We start from the raw sequence: 22,356 nt of genomic DNA on the forward strand, positions 1-22,356 counted from the left end.
CTTGGATTTCCGCTTGCGGTTTCCTGGTTCATTGATGAACTGCTTCCGGAGGGGAACTGGGGCCGCATTACGGCGGTGAGTGCCGGGCTGTTGACCCTTTATGTTATGAGTTCGGGTATGCAGTTTGTTGTGAATTACTGGGGGCACAAGTTAGGGATCAATATTGAGACCGATATGCGCCGGGAATTGTTCAATCATGTTCAGCGGCAGTCTTTCCGTTTTTTTGACAATACGAAAACAGGACATATCATGAGCCGCATCACCAATGACTTGATGGATATCGGGGAGCTTGCCCACCATGGGCCGGAGGATTTCTTCATTGCCATCATGACCTTTATCGGGGCGTTTTGGATCATGTTGACGATCAATGTGAAGCTTGCGCTGGTGGCCATCATAATCGTTCCGTTCCTGGTTTGGCTGATTTCTTATTCCAACATTAAAATGAATGCGGCCTGGACGAAGATGTACGGCAATATTGCCGATGTGAATGCCCGGGTTGAGGACAGTGTTTCGGGAGCCCGTGTTGTTCAGTCTTTTACAAATGAAGAGTATGAAAAAGAGCGTTTCAACAAAAATAATCTGTTCTTCCGCAAAACGAAGCTGCAGGCTTATAAGGTGATGAGCTGGAACCTGTCGGGGATCTACATTACAACCAGGGTGATGACACTCGTTATCCTGGTATATGGTGCATGGCTCAGCTTTACAGGGGAGCTGTCTTATGGTGAGCTTGTGGCCTTTATCCTTTATTTGAATGCCCTTTTCAAGCCAATCGATAAAATCAGTGCGCTCCTTGAACTCTATCCAAAAGGGATGGCCGGGTTCAGAAGGTTTTCTGAATTGATGGATGCAGAGCCGGATATTGAAAACAAACCGGATGCAATCGAAGCTCCTGCTTTAAGAGGGGATATCCGCTTTACAAATGTCAGCTTTGGTTATGAAAATAATCGGACGATCCTGAACGATATGTCCTTCTCCATCAAAGCTGGATCGACTGTGGCCTTCGTCGGTCCGTCAGGTGCAGGTAAAACTACAATTTGTTCGTTGATTCCGCGTTTTTATGATGTGGAGGCAGGGGCGATCACCATTGACGGGATGGATATTCGTGATATGACAAAAGAGTCTCTCCGTGCAAACATTGGAATCGTACAGCAGGATGTCTTCTTGTTTACGGGGACACTGCGGGAAAATATTGCGTATGGAAGACTGGGAGCTTCACAGGGGGATATTGAAGAGGCTGTCAGGAAAGCACATCTTACTGACCTTATTGCTTCTCTGCCTGATGGATATGATACCCAAATCGGTGAAAGAGGCCTTAAGCTCTCGGGTGGTCAAAAACAAAGGCTTGCGATTGCCCGTATGTTTTTGAAAGATCCTTCTATTCTAATTTTGGATGAGGCTACTTCTGCACTCGACACGGAAACAGAAGCAATCATCCAGGAAGCGTTGAATGACCTTTCCAAAGACAGAACGACACTGATCATCGCCCACCGTTTGGCAACCATTAAAAAGGCGGACCGTATCATGGTCATCACCGAAGAAGGAATTGCTGAAGACGGTTCACATGCAGAATTGCTTTCACAGGAGAATGGTCTCTTTGCCAAGCTGCATGCTCATCAGCATTAAAAATAAACCCGTTATCCATGGATAGCGGGTTCAGTCATGAAGATCTCCAGTAAAGAAAAAACCCCCAGAGTCTGAGTGTTATTCTGTCATCAATTTATTCCGTGTCAGCGTAATCAAGTGTTCCTCGAGGATATAAGTATAATATTTATCTTATACCAGATTCTAAGGTAGACAGGTTATCCGAATTATTGGAGGAAAAAAATGATTCCTGATTATGTGAAATCAAAAATGGCTGACTATCATAATCAATATAGTGAGATAGCTCAAGAGTTATTTACTTTCTGGTTATCCGATATTGTTTTTACATTGCCGTGGTGGATTGGACTATTACTTATTGTCATGCCTTGGTTAATATGGTTTCTTTGCAAGGAGAAAATTAATACGCATAAATACTTGTATTCAGGTTTTTTTGTTATCATAATTTCCAGTTATCTTGATTTTTTAGGTGTTCAGGCAGGATAATGGGTTTATCATATTGAAGTGATACCGACTATTCCTGCCTATTTTTTATGGGACTTCTCAATCTTGCCAGTTATAGCCATGCTTTTAATTCAATACAAGCCGCAAATGAGTGTATATTATAAAGCTGCCATTTACTCATTAGGAAGTTCTTTTCTAGGCGAACCTCTCTTTGAAGCGATTGGCTTCTATAAGAAAATCCATTGGGAATATTATTACTCTGTCCCAATCCAATTTATTATCTTTGTTATTGCGTCAATTCTCTATTCTAGGATTGACAAATAGATAACAGCTTTAGTAAACGGAATTTGCAAGAGGTTAAGTTATCTTGCTTACTCGACAAAATCCGGGTCGTGCCTGGCACGACCCGAAAAGAAGAAAAATCCTGCCGGGCACATGACCTGGCAGGATTTTTTAATGTGATTCGATATATATCGGGTTGCGCCCGTCACTCTGCAGGAGGCTTGCGATGCTTCGTTCCCTGCTCATAGGCAAAGGCAGCTTCGATCAGGGATGGTTCGCTGTAGGCTCCGCCGGTGAAGGTGATGCCGACCGGTTCGCCTTCAGGTGTGAAGCCTGCAGGTACGGTGATGGACGGGTATCCTGCTTTGGCCGGGATCATTGCTCCGAAGTTATTCGGAAACACAATGGCATCCAATTGATGTTCTTTCAGGACCGCATCAATTCCGTTCTTCTTAGAAAGATACTGATCTTTTTCCAGGCTCCTTAGGTAAAGAGGATCGATCAAGCCCTTTGTTTCCTCGGATTCCTCCATGACCTTTTGCCCGTACTTCAAGGCAGGTTCCCCAGTTTCCGTATTGAAACGGATAATATCACTGAGGTTACGAATGCCCAAGGAAGGGTCAACCGTCTTTAAGTACGCATTGATGCCGGCCTTGAATTCGTAGAGTAAAACATTGATATCCCAATCTGCTTCAGTGGATGGGATTTCGACCGAGTCGACGACTTCTGCACCTAATTCAGCAAGCTTTTCCACAGCCGCATTCATAATCGCCAATTTGGATTCATCAAGGTAGTCAAAGTACGTACTGCGGGCAATTCCGATTCTTTTGCCTTGCAGCCCGCTTTCAAGCAGGTGGCCGGTATAGTCGGTTTCCAGCAACTCATTGGAAGCTGTGATGGCATCTTTTTTGTCCACACCTTGCAATGCTTGAAGCAAAACAGCTGCGTCTGTTACTGTTCGAGCCATTGGGCCTGCCGTGTCCTGGGTGTGGGAGATGGGGATGACTCCTGTCCGGCTGATCAATCCGACAGTCGGCTTGATTCCAACAAGCGAGTTTTGACTTGCGGGACTCAAGATGGAACCGGATGTTTCTGTACCGACAGAAACAACTGCCAGGTTGGCGGCGATGGCTGCTGCAGAACCTGCGCTCGATCCGCCGACCATGAAGTCTGCTCCATATGGATTCAGGACCTGGCCGCCTCTGGAACTGTAGCCGGTCGGCATCTTTTCAGCCATAAAATTCGCCCATTCCGTCAAGTTGGTTTTTCCAAGGATGATGGCACCTGCTTCACGGAGTTTTTTCACAAGAAAAGCATCTTCTTTTGCGTAAGATTCTGCAAGTGCAAGCGATCCTGCGCTCGTATGCATGTTATCGCCGGTATCGATATTGTCTTTGATCACAACAGGAATACCGTGAAGAGGTCCACGGCTGCCTTTGGTCTTTCTTTCGTAATCCAGGGATGCGGCGATATGCAGGGCATCCGGATTGACTTCTATCAAAGAATTGATGGAAGGACCGGATTGATCGACCTCTGCGATTCGGCCTAAATACATCAACACGAGGTCGTGCGAGGTGATTTCACCTGTATGTAGTTTGTCGTTTAACTCACTTATGGTCGCCTCTATCAACCACTCGTTCTTTTGTTGCTCCAGCTGCGGATTTTCCATTAGCGTTATTCCTCCATTAGTACATTTCTTCTCAGTATACTATGAATTGAAGATAAATTCCCTTAGATTAGCTGAATATTCTTTAAAAACAAAAACTTCCCGACCAACACCTTAACAGATGTGATAGGGAAGTGTGTGCTCAATATGGTCTTTTTACGGTCAATTTAAATGGTACGTCTGCCCCTGTGTACAGACCGACATATACATAGCGTGTGCCGCCGGGGACAATCCCGGTTTCATCTGCACCCGATGTAGCGACAGAACCTATGATCTCAAAATTTTTGTTATAGAAATAGACATCGTAGTCATATTCGGTCGTTTCTGATGGACCAGTCAGGTTGAAGGTGTGGATCCCATCGCCATATCCTTCAGGAAGAGTAACGACATACCCATCTGCTCCCTGGGATACCGGGTTAGGATTTTGAGTCATGATAAACTCATTTTCTGTTACAGCGGTAGCGGCGGCAACTCCGGCAAGACTGCCGATACCTGTTGCAGCATTCCCAGCCAATACACTGCCTTCAAAGACAAACGGTTCTTCTTGTTCCAGAGTTCCTGGTTCAATCTTTGATTTCTCACTGAATACTTGTAATTCTGCCACTTGAACATAGCCGGCGCTTTCATCCTGAGCGGATTTGGCCACCAATTTTACAAAACTGGCCTTTACCGGCTCTGCCAGCTCGAGCTGTTTATAATGTAAATCAGGTGCGGCAGGACGAGGTTTTTGTGTGACAAATTGATCTTCTGCCACTGTTGTCCAGCTGCTGCCGTCCAATGAAGTCTGGATTTCAAAGTCTTTCAAGGTTGCGAACCTTCCTTTCGAGATATCCTTGAACGCACTTACTTGGATATGAGAAATTTTTACTGGTTTATCACCGGCTAAATCGACAGTGAATTCAGCTCCTGTAAAACCATTTTCCTCAGCTGCAGACGCAAATACGCTGGCTTCTGTATCATCAATGGCCATTTTCACTGGGTTGCTGTCAGACTCGCTTGAGACACTTACAACGGAGGCGCCGTTGAACATGGACGCAGCATTTGGTTCCATCTTGAATTGAAGAGGCTTTATCTTTCCGGCTTCAACTTGTATGTTTTCAAATGTGCGTGAACCATACCCTTGGGCCTGAATGGTGATGTCATAAGTACCGGAAACCATTGGCAGTCCAAATACTCCTGCTTGACCGGTAGTCACAGCTGCACTTGTTCTGGCTTCGTACTCCCCAATGATGACCCGTGCGTTTTCGATTGGCTTCTTTGTGGCTGAATTAATGATTCTTCCTGCAAGGAGTCCATTTTGATCACTGTCCGGGTGATTGAAAGCCGGAGTTGGATCTGTGTCATTTCCACCGTCTGAATAGGCGTCTACACCAAGTCCACGACTCGCAAACGCAGCCCATAAAGTGTTGGAATGCTGCCCGCCATACCGCTCAAAGTCAGCGGTGATCATGGCAGTCCTCATTTCTGCCATGGATGGGTTCGGAGCGGAAATCGGCATAGCGTCCATCACAAGCTGTTCGATGACTTCTTCGCCTTTTTCTTTGCCTATTTCATTAATGAGTGTCTCGCGGACCTCCCAAAGAATGGCTGACCAGATTTCTCCGTCAGAATGGACTTCAGGGCCGACAATATCGAAACCGATATCTCCGTAATTCAAAGGAGCATCATCAAGGGCCCAGCTGCGGATTCCTCTTTCTGTGTTCCCAGTGACATAGGCTCCAACGACTGGCTTCTCTTGCAGGCCATTCTTGATTAAATAATGCATGGCATACCAGTCTCCCCAGGCTTCACCCATTGAGCCGGCCTGGTGGCTGCCCAGTGATTCCCCGCCGGCGACCAATCTGTTGGACAGGGCATGGGAGTATTCATGATAAATGATGCCGGCATCATAATCTCCGTCTGCATACTCCCCGTGGAAAGCACCCTGTATCGGCTCCCACAGGAACATGCCGCTCCAGGCAGGGATGCCGTCCGGAAGTGTCAGCATGTAAGCATTATCGCGTCCGGTATAGGTTGGGGCTCCTCCAGATAAGGCACCGGCCTGGACCAATCCCAGAATGGCATCGCCTTCAGCGCCGCCTTTGCCAAAATTGGAAGTTTGCAAGTTTCCGGCTCTTTCCACCCAGCCAAGATTATAGAAATAATCATGGAATAAATTGTGGTGGTAGAATAAGTTCGCTGCCGCACTGTTGACATCATCGGCATAAGAAGGTGGTGTTGTAGCTCCCTGCGATTTCTGCCATGAGTTCAGGAACGGATAATAGAACTGGCCGAAAGCATTTACAGGTCGTACAACCTGATCAATCGGAGCAAGGAAGTTACTCCAGTTTGCATAAGTATTGGCATTGTTTCCTAATGTAGTGACCCCTGTTTTTGTTGTCGGTGATACCCATCCGAGAGGGGAGGCTGCAGGGTCACCTTTAAATGATTTTACAACCTGTTTCCCGCCTGCGGGAGCACCAGGATAATTCTCAAATATCTCTCCTGAAGAATCGATGATATGATTGACAAGTGATCGTTGATAAAGCTTTTCTCCTGTCACTCCGTCAATTACGACTTCATATCCTTCATCCAACTCCTCAATGAAGAGCACTCTGTAAGCAGGACGGACTTCGTCATTACGGATGAAGGCAGCTTTCTTTACCCTCTGCACAGTCGGAAGCACATCACCCCCGTCAAATTCTTGCCAGCCATTTTTTGTTCTCAATAATTTTGGCACCAGATTAATGGAAGGTGCTTCAAGCTCTAGGACTCTTTGGAGAGCATCGCTTTCAGCAAGGGTGAAAGACTCTGCAAGGTTCTTTGAAGGGCTTACGTTTCCGGTGACAGAGAGAATCTTGCCTTCTTTATTTACCGCGACGATTACACGGCCGCCATATACGGATTCAATCCCATCGAACGTCTGCTGGAAAGTAACAGGCTGTAATCCTGTCCCCGGCATCTTGTAATTACGGATGACTTTGAGTGTATCTACTTCTGCCTCGGTCAGTCCAAATAAAGTCGAATTGGATTTAAGCCAATCCCTGGCAGTGGTTTCTGCATCTTTAGTAGAAGTTCCGGATAAATAACCTCCATCTTTTACAATCATGGAAGGAGTACCAAAGGTTGAGTTCCATTGTATCTTGACGCCGGGACCGGTTTTGGCAATAAGCTGGTCGGCAGCTTTTAATTGCTGCTGGGTCGGCATCACTTTACTCAAGACATTTCTGACATCGTATAGTTTCTCAGCTGTATGATGGTCCAGGAAGTTTGCTGATTCAATAGGTCCAGGGGATTTGGTGGCCCCTGCATTTAAAGGGGAAAAGAGGGAACCGGCTAATACTGCCGTGCCTAAAATTGAAAACCATTGTTTTTTCGAGCGCATGAACATCCTCCTTATTCAGATGAAAAAATAACTGAAAATTCTGCAACATAACATATATAGATTACAGTGCAACAAAGGAAGAAGCTATAGAATGCAGCCAAGTTACTTAAAAGTGCTTACTAAAATTACCTGTAAGGCTTAGGGTGGTTACTACTAAAGTTGTAGAGTGGGTAAAAAGCGGTTTCCAACTTCCATTTTCAAAATGAATAATCTGGGTATACAGAAAATAACCAATCTATAACTGGAGGACATAATATGAAGTGGAAAGGAAGACGAGCAAGTTCTAATGTAGAAGACCGCCGTGGAATGCGCGGAAAATCCATCGCAGCAGGGGGAGGAATCGGAGGGATTGTTCTGGTTCTCCTGTTCACCCTCCTTGGAGGCGATCCGGGGACACTGTTAAACAACTTCGGCGGGACAAGCACACAAACAAGCCAGCCGTACCAGGCAACGGAACAGGAAGAAGAACTCGCTGATTTTGTTTCAGTCGTTCTGGCAGATACAGAGGAAGTGTGGACGGAAATTTTTGAAGAGAATGGAATGACATACAAAGAGCCGACGCTTGTTCTCTATACAGGCAGCGTTCAATCGGCATGCGGAACATCCAGCGCTGCAGTAGGACCGTTTTACTGCCCTGGTGATCAGAAGCTCTATATCGATTTAAGTTTTTATGGGGAACTTCAGCAAAAATTCCAGGCGCCGGGTGACTTTGCCATGGCTTATGTGATTGCCCATGAAGTCGGACACCATGTGCAGACACTGCTTGGTACCAGTGACGAAATCATGCCCCTCCGCAATCAACTGAGTGAAACAGAATTCAATAAATATCTTGTCCGATTTGAACTGCAGGCTGATTATTACGCAGGGGTGTGGGCTCACCACGCCCAAGGGATGGACTTGCTTGAAGAAGGAGACCTTAACGAAGCCCTGACTGCGGCGAGTGCTGTAGGGGACGATACTATACAAAAAAGAGCCAGAGGCTATGCCGTTCCGGAAAGCTTCACGCATGGAACCTCAGAGCAGCGAAAAAACTGGTTCTACAGAGGTTTCCAAAATGGAACAATTGAAGGAGGAGATACGTTTGAAGCTGTAAATCTTTAAAGAAAATATACATCCCGCATGAACCTTCTCATGCGGGATGTAAAAGTGATTAACGTGCGTTCGGAAATACTCTTCTTGTCATCTCACTGAACTCTTCAAACAAACCTTCAACAGGATCTCCATCTTGAATGTCGTTTCCATAGTTCCTCATTCTATCCACAAAATCAGGGTTGGAGGAAACATAAACGTTTTCGATATCCTGATCAGCCTCTTTTACCGCATTGGAAATCTTTTTTTCAATTTGTTTTGTAACTTCGCCTTCTGCGTTATCCTTCAGCATAACAGCTACGAATGCATTGTTGTCTGTTACGATGACATTTGCCTCCTGTACTTCCTTCAATCCCTTGACCTTGTTCGCAGCTTGATCGGCAACTTCCATTCTTTGTTGACCGTTATTCCCATCATCATTGAACAATCCGTTATCGCCGTCATTTTCGTTATCTCCGAAAAGTCCGTTATCGCCAATGTCGTTCTCATTTCCATTAAGGTCGTTCTCGCCATTATTATTGTACCCGACATTTTGAGTCTGAAGGTTATTATCGTCAGCTCCGTTGCCGCCATTCGCCATACCGCAGCCTGTCAGCAAAGCCAGACCGGTCAACACAGTGCACATTAGTTTAAAACTCTTCATGATTTACGCCTCCTAATCAAATTTAGTATTCAAGGATATATTTTGCAGACCTGAAAAAACTATGCATGGGAAGGGAAATCTCAAACCAATATGCTGAATTGCTAAAAGAGCGCCCACATTCCATGGCAATGCGGATTTTTTTGAATTTACAGATAAAATAGCTAATTTATGGTAAAATATAAGTAAGACAACAGTTGAAGCTGAAGTTCTGTCGTGATGAAGTCACATGGAAAAGGAGGACTGTCAATGTTGTGGTGGACTTTTGGATTGATATTATTCTTCTCGGTCATAGCTAATTTACTGAGACCGAGAAAGAGGTTTGATGAAAGCGAGAACGTCATACAAGAAGAGGAAAGAGCCAAAGCCCAGAGCTGGTTTGGCGGATGATCACAGGAGGCGCAGATCCGATGCCGGATGTGCGCTTTTTTGATAATGGTATGAATAAAAAAGAGACGCTATCCTATAAAGGATTTGCGTCTCTGAATTGTTTATTCCACCGTTCCGCTTTTCTCAGGGATGGGAGGTCATTCATTATCTCTCCAGGTCTTACACCCGCACCGATCATGTAGTCCGTGAATTCCATGTTAACAAATTCAAAAATATAATTGAACTGCTGTACAAGCGGCAGTCCTTTGATATTTGCGCTGCTGCCGCCTGTAATGACGACATAGGCTTTTTTCTTTGTGAGCTCTTCCTTGAGGTTGAAACGTTCATCGCGCAAATACTGGGACCAGCGATCAAAGAAATTCTTCATCGGGCCGCTCATGCCATACCAATAAAGGGGGGTGGCAAACAATAGGACATCATGCTCCAGCATAAGGCGGACGAGGTCCTCATAGTCATCATCTACCGGCGAAAACCCTTCTTCCGTGTGCCTCATATCCGTAATCGGCTCAATATGTTTATCCGCTAAAGTGACGATTGTATGATCCGTTCCTTCAAGAATTTTGTTTGCCAGATACTCCGAGTTTCCGTTCTTCCTTGTACTCCCCAGCAAAGCTAAAATCTTCATCAGCATACACTCCTCTTCATATGTAGTATATTTCAAAAAGCCTAATCTGTTTCCACTTGTTCCGTTTACAGTTCGAAAATACCATAAAATCTTGGGGTTCTTGGATTCTCTGGTTGTAAAAGTCGACAAGAGGGCCTCTTAAGGACGGTAAGATTTAATAAGGAGAATTAAAGCCCTATAGAGAGCATGTAAAGGACGATAAACCAGAAAAGAACACAGGTACAAAAAAAGACGGCTAGAATCCAGCCATCCCTACCCCATCAAATTCTCAGGATTCAATCCAATCAACGATTCCGCTACAAACTTCCCATCTTTACTGATCAAGATGTCATCAAAGTAAATTTCCCCTCCGCCGAATTCAGGTTTCAGCATTAAGACGATATCCCAATGGATGGAGGATTTGTTTCCATTATCGGCGACTTCATAGGCCTCACCCAAAGCGAGGTGGAGGCTTCCGTTGATTTTTTCATCGAAGCCTATATCGTTCATGATGTGGTTGATATAAGGATTGACGCCAATGGCGAATTCGCCGATGTAGCGGGCTCCTTCGTCTGAATCAAGCAGGTCGTTCAGCTTTTGGTTATTGTCACTCTGGCAATTGGTGACTTTTCCATTTTCAAACGTAAGCTGTATATTGTTAAACGTTTGGCCTCCATAGATGGATTTCGTGTTGAAGGTGATTCTGCCATTTACCGAATTCTTGACTGGGGCAGTGAAGACTTCACCGTCCGGAAGGTTCAGCTTGCCATCACATTTAATGGCTGGCATGTCTTTAATGGAGAAGGAAAGATCAGTGCCCTGTGCCAGGATACGGACTTTTTCTGTTCTATCCATCAGCGTAACGAGTGGATCCATGGCTTTTGACATTTTGCTGTAATCCATTGTGCACGTTTCGTATAGAAAGTCTGTGTAGGCTTCCGTACTCATTTCTGCCAGTTGGGCGTAAGCTTTGGTCGGTACATTGAACAGAATCCATTTCTTTTTCAGCTGTTCATCACTGACCGGTTTATAGGCCTTGCGGTAAATGTTTCTTTTATCAGAAGGAATATCAGCAAACTCCGATATATTATTTTCGCCCAATATGGCAATCACGGCATCCATTTCTTTCATTTGAGCCAATTTCAGTTTTGCGTCAGATTCAAACTGCTCTTTAGTACCGGAGAGCATCATTTTCCGATTGATTCGATAATCGGTCTGTTCAACAAATACTTGTCCTCCGGCTTGAAAAACAGCATCCATAAATGGAGCGATATAATCGTAATTATGTACATCCAACGCTTCAATCAGCACTTTGTCCCCTTTTTGGACATTCAATGAGTACTGGACAACGGTTTTTGCGAGTGTATGTATTCTTGAGTCCATTTTTACTAACCCCCTTATAAGAATAATGACAGTGACCACCTGGCTTGAGGCGGGCGAATTGATATATCAAATATATGCGGGATACTCATTCATTCTAGCACATTCCTTATCAGGAGCAGGCTGACTCTTCACGATTATTGTTAGTATTTTCTGCAAAAAAAAAACACCCTGATGGATGTCAGGATGTTCTACTTTTTCTTTAATTCTTCTTCAAAGAAGAATGTAGTTGGATATTCTTTAACAATGTAAGAGTATCTTTTCATGTTTTTCACGTATTGTGATTTGATGATCGTTACAGCCTCATCAGATGATTTGATGCTGACTTCTTCACCGACGCTAAATAGACACTTTCCCATATTCTCACCCTTTCTGGAATTTATATTTATTATGACCACTGGATTGAGGAATATAGAATTAAAGAAGAGAATTAAAGAAGGCAAGCTAAAAATGCCTGCCGCTTTTCACTTCATGATGCATCTATAGGATTAACCGCGTCTTCCGCCTCGGCCGCCGCGCTTACCTTCAGTGTTGCGTTTCAGAGATGATAGGTTTTCTTCACTGGATTTCATGAACTTAGCCATTTTATCTTCAAACGTTTCCTTAGGCTTGAAGTTTCCTTTAGAACGGAAATCCTTGTTTGGTCTGCTGTCTCTTCCTTGGCGTGGAGGACGTTTCGTGTAAGAAGACCCTTCTGGTTTATCTACGGCTTTTTTGATTGACAAGGCAATTTTGCCCGCATTCTCACTAATTACCTTTACCTCAACTTCATCGCCTACTTTAAGATGGTCGTTAACATCTTTAACGTAGCTGTCCGCCACCTCACTGATATGCACGAGACCGGTTGAGCCTTCGGGTAATTCCACGAATGCCCCGAAATTAGTGATACCAGTAACTTTACCTTTAACCTTGCTGCCTATTTCGATTGCCAAAAAAAGTTCCCCCTTAATAATTGTAACAACGCTTTATTATAACAAATATTCCTCAGAATATCTAATGGTGATTCATGGCTTTCTATTCCACCTTATCGTGGACTGATTATGGAATATGCGCCAGCTTGCCGTCAAAGTCCATTTGAAATAATTTTAGCCAGTTTACACCGAATTTAACCGTCGGACCCTATGCTTCCGGCTCGTCTTCAGCTGGATGCCTGATACCTGAGGGGATGGCAGGAGGAAACTCACGAATATTCCTGAGTGTTTTTCAGTATTTAACACCCTGATGACAACCGGCAATCCATTGCTCGTCTCTCCATACTCCCCCTTGAAGAAGGGATTTTTAAGTGTGGTATGGAACTAAAAAAAGAGAAAAATTTTATTGAAGAGGTACAGAAATGAACACGAGAAGCGCAAAAATGTCATATGTCCATAAATTAGCCAAGCTCTTGGATGATACCACACTAAAGAGTAGACATATTATTCCCCCTATTCCATTATAGTGAAGTTTGCTGAACAAGTTGACGCTATATTCAAGTATAGGCGTAATGTTTTCAAAAAATTAACGGGGGATAAATGTGGAGCTTTTAAATAAGGTAAACTATATACTCGCTATCATTGGGTTTGGATTGGCAGCCAATCATTTTGTCGCTAATGGTATTGAATTATTCACATATATAGTGCCTGCCTTTTTATTGATTTTTTGCATACTGGCAGGAATTGAATAAATAAATAATAGAGAAGTCAATGGAATATCACAGGATCATCCTAATTGAATAGTCCTATTTTTGTCTTTTGCGTAGACTGTACTAAAAGATTGTGGTGTTTAATCTTTTTACCACTTCTATGATTGGAGCGGAAGGCTTGCGACCTCCTGCGGGATTAGCGTGACAGGTGAGACCCCGCAGGCGAAAGCTGAGGAGGCTCACCGCACGCCCCGCGGAGTCGCACGCCTGGAGCGGAAATCATTACTACTAAGATCATGTTCATCAACACCAATATAATTAATACCCCTTTTCGCTTCCGTGAATAAATTCATCATTACTGCTTGCATGTAAAAACACTCAATTCCAATTTTGGAGCTTGTCCTATCAACAACAAGAAGATGGTGCTAAATAGTACGTTGATTCCACCTCCAAAAACTCCGCTCAACCGAACGGGTTACATATATTCAGGTTCTTTACTCTTTCCTAATTGGTTACGATAACTTACAAGTTTTTAGCGTCATTGTTAGGTTAAACTAATGATAGACATGTTATAGGAAAGGAGAATGTGAATGGTTTATGTCCTGTTGATCATTGGATTTTTGCTTCTGATAAAGGGGGCCGATTTTTTTGTGGAAGGATCTTCAAAGATTGCCCAGGCACTTAAAGTATCGCCTTTACTGATCGGTTTGACGATAGTGGCGTTTGGAACGAGTTCGCCTGAAGCGACCGTGAGTATCGCCGCTGCTTTAGAAGGAAGCGCGGGAGTGGCAATCGGGAATGTTGTAGGAAGTAATATTTTCAATATTACACTTGTGGTGGGTCTGACAGCTGTTTTGAATCCTTTAAAAGTGGAAAGTGAAACGATCCGGAAAGAAATCCCTTTTACTTTATTGGCGAGCATCGCTTTAGTCATCCTAATCAGTGATACAGGTTTACAGCTCCTAAGTGAAAACTTTATTACGAGAGGTGATGGTTTCATCCTGCTTCTATTTTTTGCTGTGTTTCTCTACTATATCTTTGAGGTGGCAAAGAAAAGCAGGGAGAAGCTTAATGATGAAGGTACCACTCCTGAATCCATATCGTGGGGGAAAAATATTTTATTAACAGTCGGCGGTCTTGCAGCCATTATTTTTGGCGGGGACATTGTCGTCGATAATGCGACGGAGATTGCTCTTTCATTCGGGATGAGTGAAACGCTGGTCGGATTGACGATTGTTGCAGTCGGAACATCTCTGCCGGAGTTGATAACTTCAGTCACCGCGGCTGTCAAAAAACAAGGGGAAATAGCAATCGGGAATATTGTAGGAAGTAATATTTTCAATATTTTATTTGTCCTCGGTACTGCATCAGTGATATCTCCGTTGGCGGTTGACGATAAAATATTCTTCGATGCCCTGCTGATGATTATTCTTACGGGAATTCTTCTCATCTTTTCAAGAACCAACTTCAGAGTGGGCAAATACGAAGGGATCTTTCTGATTGTTGCTTATATCTTATATGCAGTTTTTATTATTCTTCGGAACTAGTTATGGCAGGGGGGCATATACAGCTAAAGCCAAAGAGGTAAAAGGCATAAAGAAAGGGTATGCCTTCCCCCTTAGGGTGAGAAGGCGAGGGCAACTTTATTTGCCAAAGGCAATGTGATAGTAAAGGATGTTCCTTGGTTTTCTTCACTCTCAAACTTAATTGATCCATTGTGGTTCTTGATGATATTGAATGAAACCATCATTCCCAGCCCGGTCCCCTCCTCTTTGCTCGTGAAGTAGGAATTTCCGACTCTGTTCAGATGATGTTTAGGTATACCGACGCCATTGTCGCAGATATAGATATAGACATTCTTATCATCTTTGCTAATTTGCACTTTGATTCTTCCATCAGTTGTTATGGCATCAATGCTATTCTTAATGATATTCAGAAGGACCTGTTTAAGCTGTGTTTTGCACCCGATTATTTCTATATCACGTTCATCTTCAAGGATGAAATCGACCTTGATATGTCGTTTGAATAATTCTACACTAGAAAAATGGATGACTTCCCGGACGATATCCAGAATGTTTTGTCTGGTCAAGGGATGTTCAGCAGGCTTTGAGAAATGAAGTAACTCATTTGCAATCTCTTCTATCTGCCCCAACTCCTGCAGAACAATATCAATGTATTCAGGTTTTGGATGGCTTTTCATCAGCTGGAGGAATCCCTTCATCGCTGTTAAAGGATTGCGGATTTCATGGACCATGCCTGAAGACAGTTCTCCAATGAGTGCAAGCTTTTCGGATTGTCTTAGCATTTCTTCGTGTTTCTTGATAACGGACAAATCCCGGATGAGGGCCTGTACAAGGATTTCACCACCGGTATGAATGAAGGGAGCTGCCATGACCTCTGTCTCTATTATCCGGCCGTGTGCATCTATTATTTTCTGCTCCTGAAAAGGGACGACTTCCCCATTCATTACCTTTGAACGCCGGCGCAAGCCATCATTATGGCAGGAAGGATGAATGAAGGTAAAAAGGTCTTCGCCAAGAATTTCATCAAGAGTATGAAAGCCCAGGAGATCAATGAAACTCTGGTTGGCATATAAAATAGTTCCTGAACGCAAAATGATTTTTGCCTCAAGACAATTATCAATTAATCGGGAAAACTCACTGTGGTTGGTCATCAAATCTCCTCCGCCTATATTTTACCATGTGATGAGGGAAGGGTATGATTAAGAGAAGTGGCAAAGAAGCCACATTATGTGAAGCTCTGTGTATGAGATAATAAAAAATGTGGCTAAACAGCCACTTTTTCTAAAGTTTGAAAGGTTGTTGAAAAATGACAAAACGGACGTGGTTGATTACGCTACGAAAAGAAAGGAAATTTACACAGCAGCAAATTGCAGATAAAGCATTTATCGATCGTTCGTACTATGCGCAAATTGAAAAAGGGGAACGCAAGCCCAGTGATGATGTTGCCAAAAAGATAGCCAACATCCTGGAATTTCATTTCTCTGCGTTTTCAATGGATGAAAATCCTTTCCTGTTTTCCCTGAATAATTCCCCTATGATTTTAGCTCATTGCGACAGCAGGCTTAAATATACTTGGATATATAATCCCCATTTTGACTTTGACCCGTGCGGAGTGATCGGAAAAACCGACACGGAAATTGATGATAATGAGGGTACACGTGCTATGGAACTGTTGAAACAGGATGTGTTGAACCAGAAGGCGCCTATCCGAAGGAAGATATGCTTTCCTTTATCCGACGGTTCAATATATTATGATGTTTTTGCACAGCCGCTATTGAACGAAGAAAACCTAATTATTGGAGTGGCGACCTCTTCTACGCAAATGGATGAAAGTATCTAAACTTCCAGTAAAGCAGATTTCCCTCCTCATTAGAAGAGAGGGAAGCTGGCTGCAGGCAATCAGGAATGAGGTTCGTCCCAAACTCCGCGTTATCCCTCTTATTTTCTTTTCTGATGTTACCATGAAGATTTAGTTCCTCCTTCAAGAAAAATCATCGTCATCCGGAGGCGCTGCATCTGGAACACTCTTACTATTCCGAAAAAAAATTTATAAATCAAATCTATTGTTTTCTCCCCGCATTTCATTTATCATCTAGTAAGAGAACACAATATTATGTGTCTTTTGAAAGAGGAACAACTACATATTGTGCAATGCCGGTAAATATGGTGTCTATATAGACAAAATAGGGAATCTGGTGAAAGTCCAGAACTGTCCCCCGCAACTGTAAGTGCTGACGAAATAAGCGTTGACCACTGCCTCTGAATATAGAGGCGGGAAGGGCTTAAAGTAGGAAGAAGCACAAGTCAGGAGACCTGCCATATTTATAGCGTCTTATCTTCTTCGGGAAATGGGAAGGTGGAACGAGGATACATTGGTAGGCCGACACGTATTGTCTATTAATATATCAACGTTTGATGAACCCATCCTTAGTGATGGGTTTTTTTATTCCCATTTTTCAGATTGGAAGAAACTTCATCTGGTAAAGGAGCTATGAAAAATGGAAGCATTATCTTCCGATGTATCAAGAACCATTGTAACCCGGCTGGTTCTGCCGCCGGACACCAATCACATGGGGACCATCTTTGGAGGCACTGTCTTGTCATATATTGATGAGATAGCGGCCATTGCGGCGATGAAGCACAGCAGGAAAGTCGTCGTGACGGCATCCATTGACACAGTCAATTTCATGTCTTCTGCGGAAGTTGGGGACATTCTGACTCTTGAAGCCTGCGTGATATCGACGGGAAGGACCTCGATGGAAGTATTTGTGAAGGTGGAAAGCGAGGATCTGACCACAGGGGAAAGGACTCTTACGACCACTTCCATCCTGTCCATGGTTGCAAAGGACGATGAGGGCCGTCCGACACCTGTGCCAGCCGTGATTCCCCAAACGGAGGACGAGAAAAGATTGCTGCAGACGGCTCAACAGCGTAAACAGCGAAGGCTTGAAATGAGGAATCAATAAGACTCTTTTCGTAAACTTTGTTGCTATTTGATATAAATTCTAAAAACAGCCCCTTAAATAGTAACGAATATCCTGGTGTGCAAGAAAGAAAAGAGCTACTCTTCCTATTCAGAAGGAAAACCCTTGTATTCAAGGGAAAAATCCGGCTCTAGGGATTTTTCCGAAAGCAACAATCTATGCGAAATTAGCCGTCAATAAAGATGAAAGGAAGGGTTCCAATTGATGGAATTAACGACAGATAATCAGGTACAAGAAGCAATCCGCCTGCTGAAAGAATTAAGAGAGAGGCATCAATCCGTCTCTTTTGAAGAATATGAAGAAAAAGTGCTGGATACCTTGGAAGCAAAAGGGGACGTTACAGCTGAACAATTGGATAATATGCTGATTCTTGCAGCTGTAGAAAGAATCAGCAGCCAGGAACCGGAATGGACGTATGTGGCGGCGGATATCTATTTAAGGAAACTGTATCGTGCAAGTGCTGAATCAAGAGGAACAGATCCAGAGAAAGGGTATGGTTCATTCTATGAAATGATGGCTCAGCTGGAAGAGATGGGTATTTATGATACGCGCCTGCTGCAGAAGTATTCAAGGGATGAAATCGATTCCTTGGAAAGAATCATAAATCCAGAAAGGGATGGATTATTTACCTACATAGGAATCGTGACACTTGCTGAAAGGTATTTGGCAAAGTCGCATGCTGGACATTTCATCGAGCTTCCCCAGGAACGCTTCATGATCATTGCGATGACCCTTTTAGCGGACGAGCCGGAAGAAAAACGGCTGACCTTGATCCAGGAAGCGTATTGGGCGCTTTCCAATTTGTATATGACAGTGGCAACGCCGACCCTTGCGAATGCAGGAAAAAGCTACGGACAGCTTTCCAGTTGTTTCATAGATACAGTCGAAGATGACCTCCGGAGCATCTATGATTCCAATACGGATGTTTCGACATTGAGCAAGAATGGAGGGGGGATTGGCATCTACCTCGGAAAGATCAGAAGCCGCGGAAGTGATATCAAAGGCTTCAAAGGAGTCAGTTCAGGTATCATCCCCTGGATGAAGCAGCTGAATAATACAGCGGTTTCCGTCGACCAGCTGGGACAGAGGCAGGGGGCGATTGCTGTTTATCTCGATGTCTGGCATAAAGACATCTTTCCATTCCTTGATTCAAAACTGAATAATGGCGACGAGCGGCAGCGCACACATGATCTTTTTACCGGTGTATGCCTGCCTGATCTGTTCATGGAGCAAGTGGAGAAAAGAGGGGATTGGTATTTGTTTGATCCCCATGAAGTCAGGAAAGTCATGGGCTTTTCCCTTGAAGATCATTACGACGAACAGCCGGGCCAAGGTTCTTTCAGGGAAAAATATTGGGCGTGTGTATTTCATCCGGAATTATCACACCAAACTGTGCCGGCCATTGAGCTGTTCAAGTCCATCATGATTTCCCAGCTTGAAACAGGAACACCTTACATGTTTTACCGGGACACGGTCAACAGGTTCAATGCGAACCAGCATAAAGGAATGATTTACTGCAGCAATCTATGCACAGAAATCACGCAGAATATGAGCGCTACCGTGATGGAAGAAGAACGTGTGGAAGACGGTACGATCATCACATACAAAAAGCCGGGAGACTATGTTGTATGCAACCTGTCATCCCTGTCCCTGGCCAAGGCCGTTCAAGATGGTGTTTTGAAAGAAGTCATCTCGATTGCTGTCAGGATGCTGGATAATGTCATCGATATCAACGACATCCCGGTACTGCAGGCACAGCTCACCAATGAAAGATACAGGGGAATCGGGCTTGGAACTTACGGCTGGCATCACCTTCTTGCTCTGAAAGGGATCAAATGGGAAAGTGAAGAAGCTCTCGAATACTGTGACTCTTTATATGAAGACATCGCCTTTTTTACGATAAAAGCAAGTGCTGCCCTGGCGAAGGAAAAGGGTGCGTACCCATACTTTACGGGTTCAGAGTGGGCGGCAGGAAGCTATTTTGAGAAGAGGGATTACACCTCCCCCCGTTGGCTGGAACTCAAGGAGGAAGTGAAAGAGCATGGAGTCCGCAACGGCTACCTGATGGCGGTTGCACCGAGTTCATCCACATCGTTGATTGCAGGCTCGACGGCAAGCATCGACCCTGTGTTCCGCCTGGAGTACTCCGAGGAAAAGAAAGATTACAAGATTCCTGTGACGGCCCCGGATTTGTCGCCGCATACGACTTGGTATTATAAGACAGCCTACAATATCGATCAGCATTGGAGTATAAAGCAGAACGCAAAGCGCCAGCGCCACATTGACCAGTCCATTTCTTTCAACCTCTATGTGCGCAATGATATCAAGGCGAAAGCATTGCTTGATATTCATCTCCATGCATGGAAGGCCGGGCTGAAAACAACCTACTATGTCCGCTCGACATCCAATGCGGAAATCGATGATTGTGAAAGCTGCCACAGCTAAAGAATGAGGAAAGGTGAATCAGCATGATAAATTTAGAAAAAAGAAGGTTGATAGATTCAGAGGCACCAAATGCGTCGACAGCGATCATCAACGGTAAAAGCTCCAACATACTGAACTGGGATGATGTCCGCTTCTCGTGGGCTTACCCTAAATATAAAAGGATGCTCGGCAACTTCTGGACTCCGTTTGAAATCAATATGTCCAAGGATATCAAGCAATTTCCGAATCTGACGGAACAGGAGCAGGATACGTTCCTGAAGGTCATTGGACTTCTGGCTTTGCTGGATAGCATCCAGACTGATTATGCAGGAAAGGTCGCTGACTATTTAACGGATTCAAGCCTCAACGCTCTTATGATCATCCTGGCGCAGCAGGAAGTTGTCCATAACCATTCCTACAGCTATGTTTTATCCAGCATCGTTTCCAAAAACAAACAGGATGAAGTATTCGATTACTGGAGAACGGAGCCGACATTAAGAAAGCGAAATGATTTCATCACAAATGGATACCAAGGGTTTGCAGAGAATCCGAATATCGAGAATCTGCTTCATTCGATTGTGTATGATGTCATCCTGGAAGGACTATTCTTCTATTCAGGGTTCGCGTTCTTTTATAATCTTGCACGCAACCAGAAGATGGTCGCCACTTCCACCATGATCAATTACATCAACCGGGACGAGCAATTGCACGTCGGGCTGTTTGAAAAAATCTATAAAGAGGTCCTCCATGAGAATCCCGAATATGATACAGCTGAACTGAAAGTATTCGGCACACAAGCATTCAAGCGGGCAGCGGAGCTCGAAATCGAATGGGGAGAACAGATCATCGGAAACAAAATCGACGGCCTGCTGATGTCCGACCTGGAGGCCTATATTAAATTCATGGCCAACAAAAGAGCAGAGCAAATGGGGTTTCAGGCACCATTTGAAGGATACAGAACCAATCCATTAAGATGGATCGTCGCCTACCAGGAAGTCGATCTCGGCAAGACGGATTTCTTTGAACAGAAATCAAGGCAGTATACGAAAACCTCCGACGCGAATGGGTTTGATGAGCTTTAATTGAGGCAGGACTTGAGAGTGGCTATTATCTTTCTTGATTAACAGTATTTTTTCGTTTGAATGCATATTCAATGGCAACAAATTCTAGTAAAAAGCCTTATTGAAAAAGCGCAGTGGATATTGTATCCACTGCGCTTTCGTAAGAAATAACCGGTTCATCATCCCTTCACCAGCTGCCGTACAAGCTCTTTGTTGCGGTTTTTAAAGACTTCGTTATGCGATGATACCATTGCAAATGCCCCGGCATCAGGCTGGATATATTGTTTCGCTTTATTGACGGCGTTTGCCGCATCTTGGAACGCTCCTGCAATCAGGTTCAACTTGCCTTCATGCTTCAGGATATCTCCAGCAGCAAATATACCGGGGATGGAGGATTCACCTGTTGTGGATCCTTCTATATAGAAGTCATGCATCATTTTGATGTTCAATTCACTGTCTTTCAGCAGGGAGGTATCCTGATCAAAGCCATGGTTGATGATGACGTCATCAACAGAAAGATGAGAGGTTTCCCCTGTGACATTATTAAGCAATTCAACTCTGTCAATCATATCTTCTCCATCTTTGGCAATCAGTTTAGAGATAGATGTGTTTAATAAGCAATCAGCCGGGCTGTTCATGAGCTGTGTAACCTGTGCTTCATGTCCGCTGAGCTGTCCCTTCCGGCAAGTCAGGTAGACCTGTTTTGCGACGGGGACAAGTTCATTTGCCCAATCGATGGCAGAGTTGCCGCCGCCTGAAATAATAACGGTGCGGTCCTTAAAGTATTTCAGCGATTTTACCGTATAATGAAGGTTGGAAATTTCGAAACGGTCAGCGCCTTCAATATTGAGCTTTTGAGGCTGAAGGATTCCGCTGCCGACAGCAATGATGACCGTTTTGGAAACATGGACATTCCCTGATGCCGCTTTCAAAAGAAAGTGTCCGTCACTGTTCTTGCTAATGGAAACGATCTTCTCGTTCAGGACGACTTCAGGGTTGAAGGTCAGCCCTTGTTCTACCAGCTGGTCTATTAGCTTGGCGCCGGGGGTAGGAATCAATCCTCCAACATCCCATATCATTTTTTCAGGATACACATGAATTTTCCCTCCGAGCTGAGGCTGGAATTCGATGATTTTAGTTTTCATTTCCCTTAACCCGCTGTAGAACGAAGAGTAGAGACCTGCAGGCCCTCCTCCGATGATCGTGACGTCGAAGCATTCATTTTCCTTCATTAATGACCTCTCCTTACCCTGAGTATGTATTTCTATATGAGAATCTTTCTCAG

The 22,356-nt window shown here is 44.1% G+C and carries 19 protein-coding genes and 1 riboswitch; of the genes, 10 read left to right on the forward strand and 9 right to left on the reverse strand.

Annotation, left to right across the window (positions count from 1 at the left end; translation table 11 throughout):
• The 3 genes from BSG1_RS13130 to BSG1_RS21795 all read left to right on the forward strand — a co-directional run.
• Window positions 1-1,623 (forward strand): ABC transporter ATP-binding protein (locus tag BSG1_RS13130; protein WP_006837556.1); only part of this gene is annotated, 1,623 nt, incomplete at its 5' end.
• Window positions 1,624-1,824: 201 nt separating this feature from the next.
• Window positions 1,825-2,085: a hypothetical protein gene (locus BSG1_RS19875; protein WP_006837557.1), complete on the forward strand. Its 261-nt coding sequence runs from the start codon at window positions 1,825-1,827 to the stop codon at window positions 2,083-2,085.
• A 12-nt stretch (window positions 2,086-2,097) separates the two neighbouring features.
• Entirely contained in the window at window positions 2,098-2,367 is a 270-nt protein-coding gene (locus BSG1_RS21795) for a CBO0543 family protein (protein WP_442852160.1), read from the forward strand.
• A 163-nt stretch (window positions 2,368-2,530) separates the two neighbouring features.
• On the opposite strand, the gene BSG1_RS13140 is transcribed toward BSG1_RS21795, so the two are convergent.
• Window positions 2,531-3,994 (reverse strand): amidase, encoded by a 1,464-nt coding sequence (locus BSG1_RS13140; RefSeq protein WP_006837559.1) that lies wholly within the window; start codon window positions 3,992-3,994, stop codon window positions 2,531-2,533.
• A 139-nt stretch (window positions 3,995-4,133) separates the two neighbouring features.
• The gene (locus BSG1_RS13145) at window positions 4,134-7,355 is read right to left on the reverse strand and encodes a M36 family metallopeptidase (RefSeq protein WP_156791484.1); all 3,222 of its coding nucleotides are present in this window, start codon (window positions 7,353-7,355) and stop codon (window positions 4,134-4,136) included.
• Window positions 7,356-7,610: 255 nt separating this feature from the next.
• Here BSG1_RS13145 and ypfJ point away from each other — a divergent pair, with 255 nt between their 5' ends.
• Window positions 7,611-8,456, forward strand: a complete 846-nt coding sequence (gene ypfJ, locus BSG1_RS13150; RefSeq protein WP_006837561.1) for a KPN_02809 family neutral zinc metallopeptidase — start codon at window positions 7,611-7,613, stop codon at window positions 8,454-8,456.
• Between the two features lie 49 nt (window positions 8,457-8,505).
• Here the strand turns inward: ypfJ and BSG1_RS13155 are convergent, their stop codons facing one another.
• A complete protein-coding gene (locus BSG1_RS13155) occupies window positions 8,506-9,087 on the reverse strand; it encodes a YhcN/YlaJ family sporulation lipoprotein (RefSeq protein WP_044022884.1) in 582 nt (193 codons plus the stop codon).
• 246 nt (window positions 9,088-9,333) lie between these two features.
• On the opposite strand from BSG1_RS13155, the gene BSG1_RS20915 reads away from it, so the two are divergent.
• On the forward strand, window positions 9,334-9,474 hold the full coding sequence (locus BSG1_RS20915) for a hypothetical protein (RefSeq protein ID WP_156791485.1): 141 nt from the start codon (window positions 9,334-9,336) through the stop codon (window positions 9,472-9,474).
• A gap of 73 nt (window positions 9,475-9,547) precedes the next feature.
• On the opposite strand, the gene BSG1_RS13160 is transcribed toward BSG1_RS20915, so the two are convergent.
• The 4 genes from BSG1_RS13160 to BSG1_RS13170 form a co-directional block, all read right to left on the reverse strand.
• The gene (locus BSG1_RS13160) at window positions 9,548-10,099 is read right to left on the reverse strand and encodes a flavodoxin family protein (RefSeq protein ID WP_044022885.1); all 552 of its coding nucleotides are present in this window, start codon (window positions 10,097-10,099) and stop codon (window positions 9,548-9,550) included.
• 252 nt (window positions 10,100-10,351) lie between these two features.
• A complete protein-coding gene (locus BSG1_RS13165; protein WP_006837565.1) occupies window positions 10,352-11,461 on the reverse strand; it encodes an aminopeptidase in 1,110 nt (369 codons plus the stop codon).
• 188 nt (window positions 11,462-11,649) lie between these two features.
• The gene (locus BSG1_RS21135; RefSeq protein ID WP_006837566.1) at window positions 11,650-11,817 is read right to left on the reverse strand and encodes a hypothetical protein; all 168 of its coding nucleotides are present in this window, start codon (window positions 11,815-11,817) and stop codon (window positions 11,650-11,652) included.
• A 129-nt stretch (window positions 11,818-11,946) separates the two neighbouring features.
• Window positions 11,947-12,390, reverse strand: a complete 444-nt coding sequence (locus BSG1_RS13170) for a S1 domain-containing RNA-binding protein (protein ID WP_006837567.1) — start codon at window positions 12,388-12,390, stop codon at window positions 11,947-11,949.
• Between the two features lie 1,279 nt (window positions 12,391-13,669).
• On the opposite strand from BSG1_RS13170, the gene BSG1_RS13175 reads away from it, so the two are divergent.
• The gene (locus BSG1_RS13175; RefSeq protein WP_006837568.1) at window positions 13,670-14,626 is read left to right on the forward strand and encodes a calcium/sodium antiporter; all 957 of its coding nucleotides are present in this window, start codon (window positions 13,670-13,672) and stop codon (window positions 14,624-14,626) included.
• Between the two features lie 71 nt (window positions 14,627-14,697).
• On the opposite strand, the gene BSG1_RS19880 is transcribed toward BSG1_RS13175, so the two are convergent.
• Window positions 14,698-15,753, reverse strand: coding sequence for an ATP-binding protein (locus tag BSG1_RS19880; RefSeq protein ID WP_006837569.1), 1,056 nt, complete (start codon window positions 15,751-15,753; stop codon window positions 14,698-14,700).
• A gap of 155 nt (window positions 15,754-15,908) precedes the next feature.
• Here BSG1_RS19880 and BSG1_RS13185 point away from each other — a divergent pair, with 155 nt between their 5' ends.
• The 4 genes from BSG1_RS13185 (at window position 15,909) to BSG1_RS13200 (ending at window position 21,092) form a co-directional block, all read left to right on the forward strand.
• Window positions 15,909-16,442, forward strand: coding sequence for a helix-turn-helix domain-containing protein (locus BSG1_RS13185; RefSeq protein ID WP_006837570.1), 534 nt, complete (start codon window positions 15,909-15,911; stop codon window positions 16,440-16,442).
• 307 nt (window positions 16,443-16,749) lie between these two features.
• Window positions 16,750-16,937, forward strand: a riboswitch (cobalamin riboswitch).
• Between the two features lie 163 nt (window positions 16,938-17,100).
• On the forward strand, window positions 17,101-17,568 hold the full coding sequence (locus BSG1_RS13190; RefSeq protein WP_006837572.1) for an acyl-CoA thioesterase: 468 nt from the start codon (window positions 17,101-17,103) through the stop codon (window positions 17,566-17,568).
• 222 nt (window positions 17,569-17,790) lie between these two features.
• Entirely contained in the window at window positions 17,791-20,031 is a 2,241-nt protein-coding gene (locus BSG1_RS13195) for a ribonucleoside-diphosphate reductase subunit alpha (protein WP_006837573.1), read from the forward strand.
• Between the two features lie 23 nt (window positions 20,032-20,054).
• Window positions 20,055-21,092, forward strand: coding sequence for a ribonucleotide-diphosphate reductase subunit beta (locus BSG1_RS13200; protein ID WP_006837574.1), 1,038 nt, complete (start codon window positions 20,055-20,057; stop codon window positions 21,090-21,092).
• A 158-nt stretch (window positions 21,093-21,250) separates the two neighbouring features.
• Here BSG1_RS13200 and BSG1_RS13205 read toward each other — a convergent pair whose 3' ends face one another.
• Entirely contained in the window at window positions 21,251-22,303 is a 1,053-nt protein-coding gene (locus BSG1_RS13205) for an NAD(P)/FAD-dependent oxidoreductase (RefSeq protein WP_006837575.1), read from the reverse strand.
• Between the last annotated feature and the right edge of the window lie 53 nt (window positions 22,304-22,356).

The organism is Bacillus sp. SG-1, assembly GCF_000181495.1.
Classification (GTDB): Bacteria; Bacillota; Bacilli; order Bacillales; family Bacillaceae_B; genus Rossellomorea.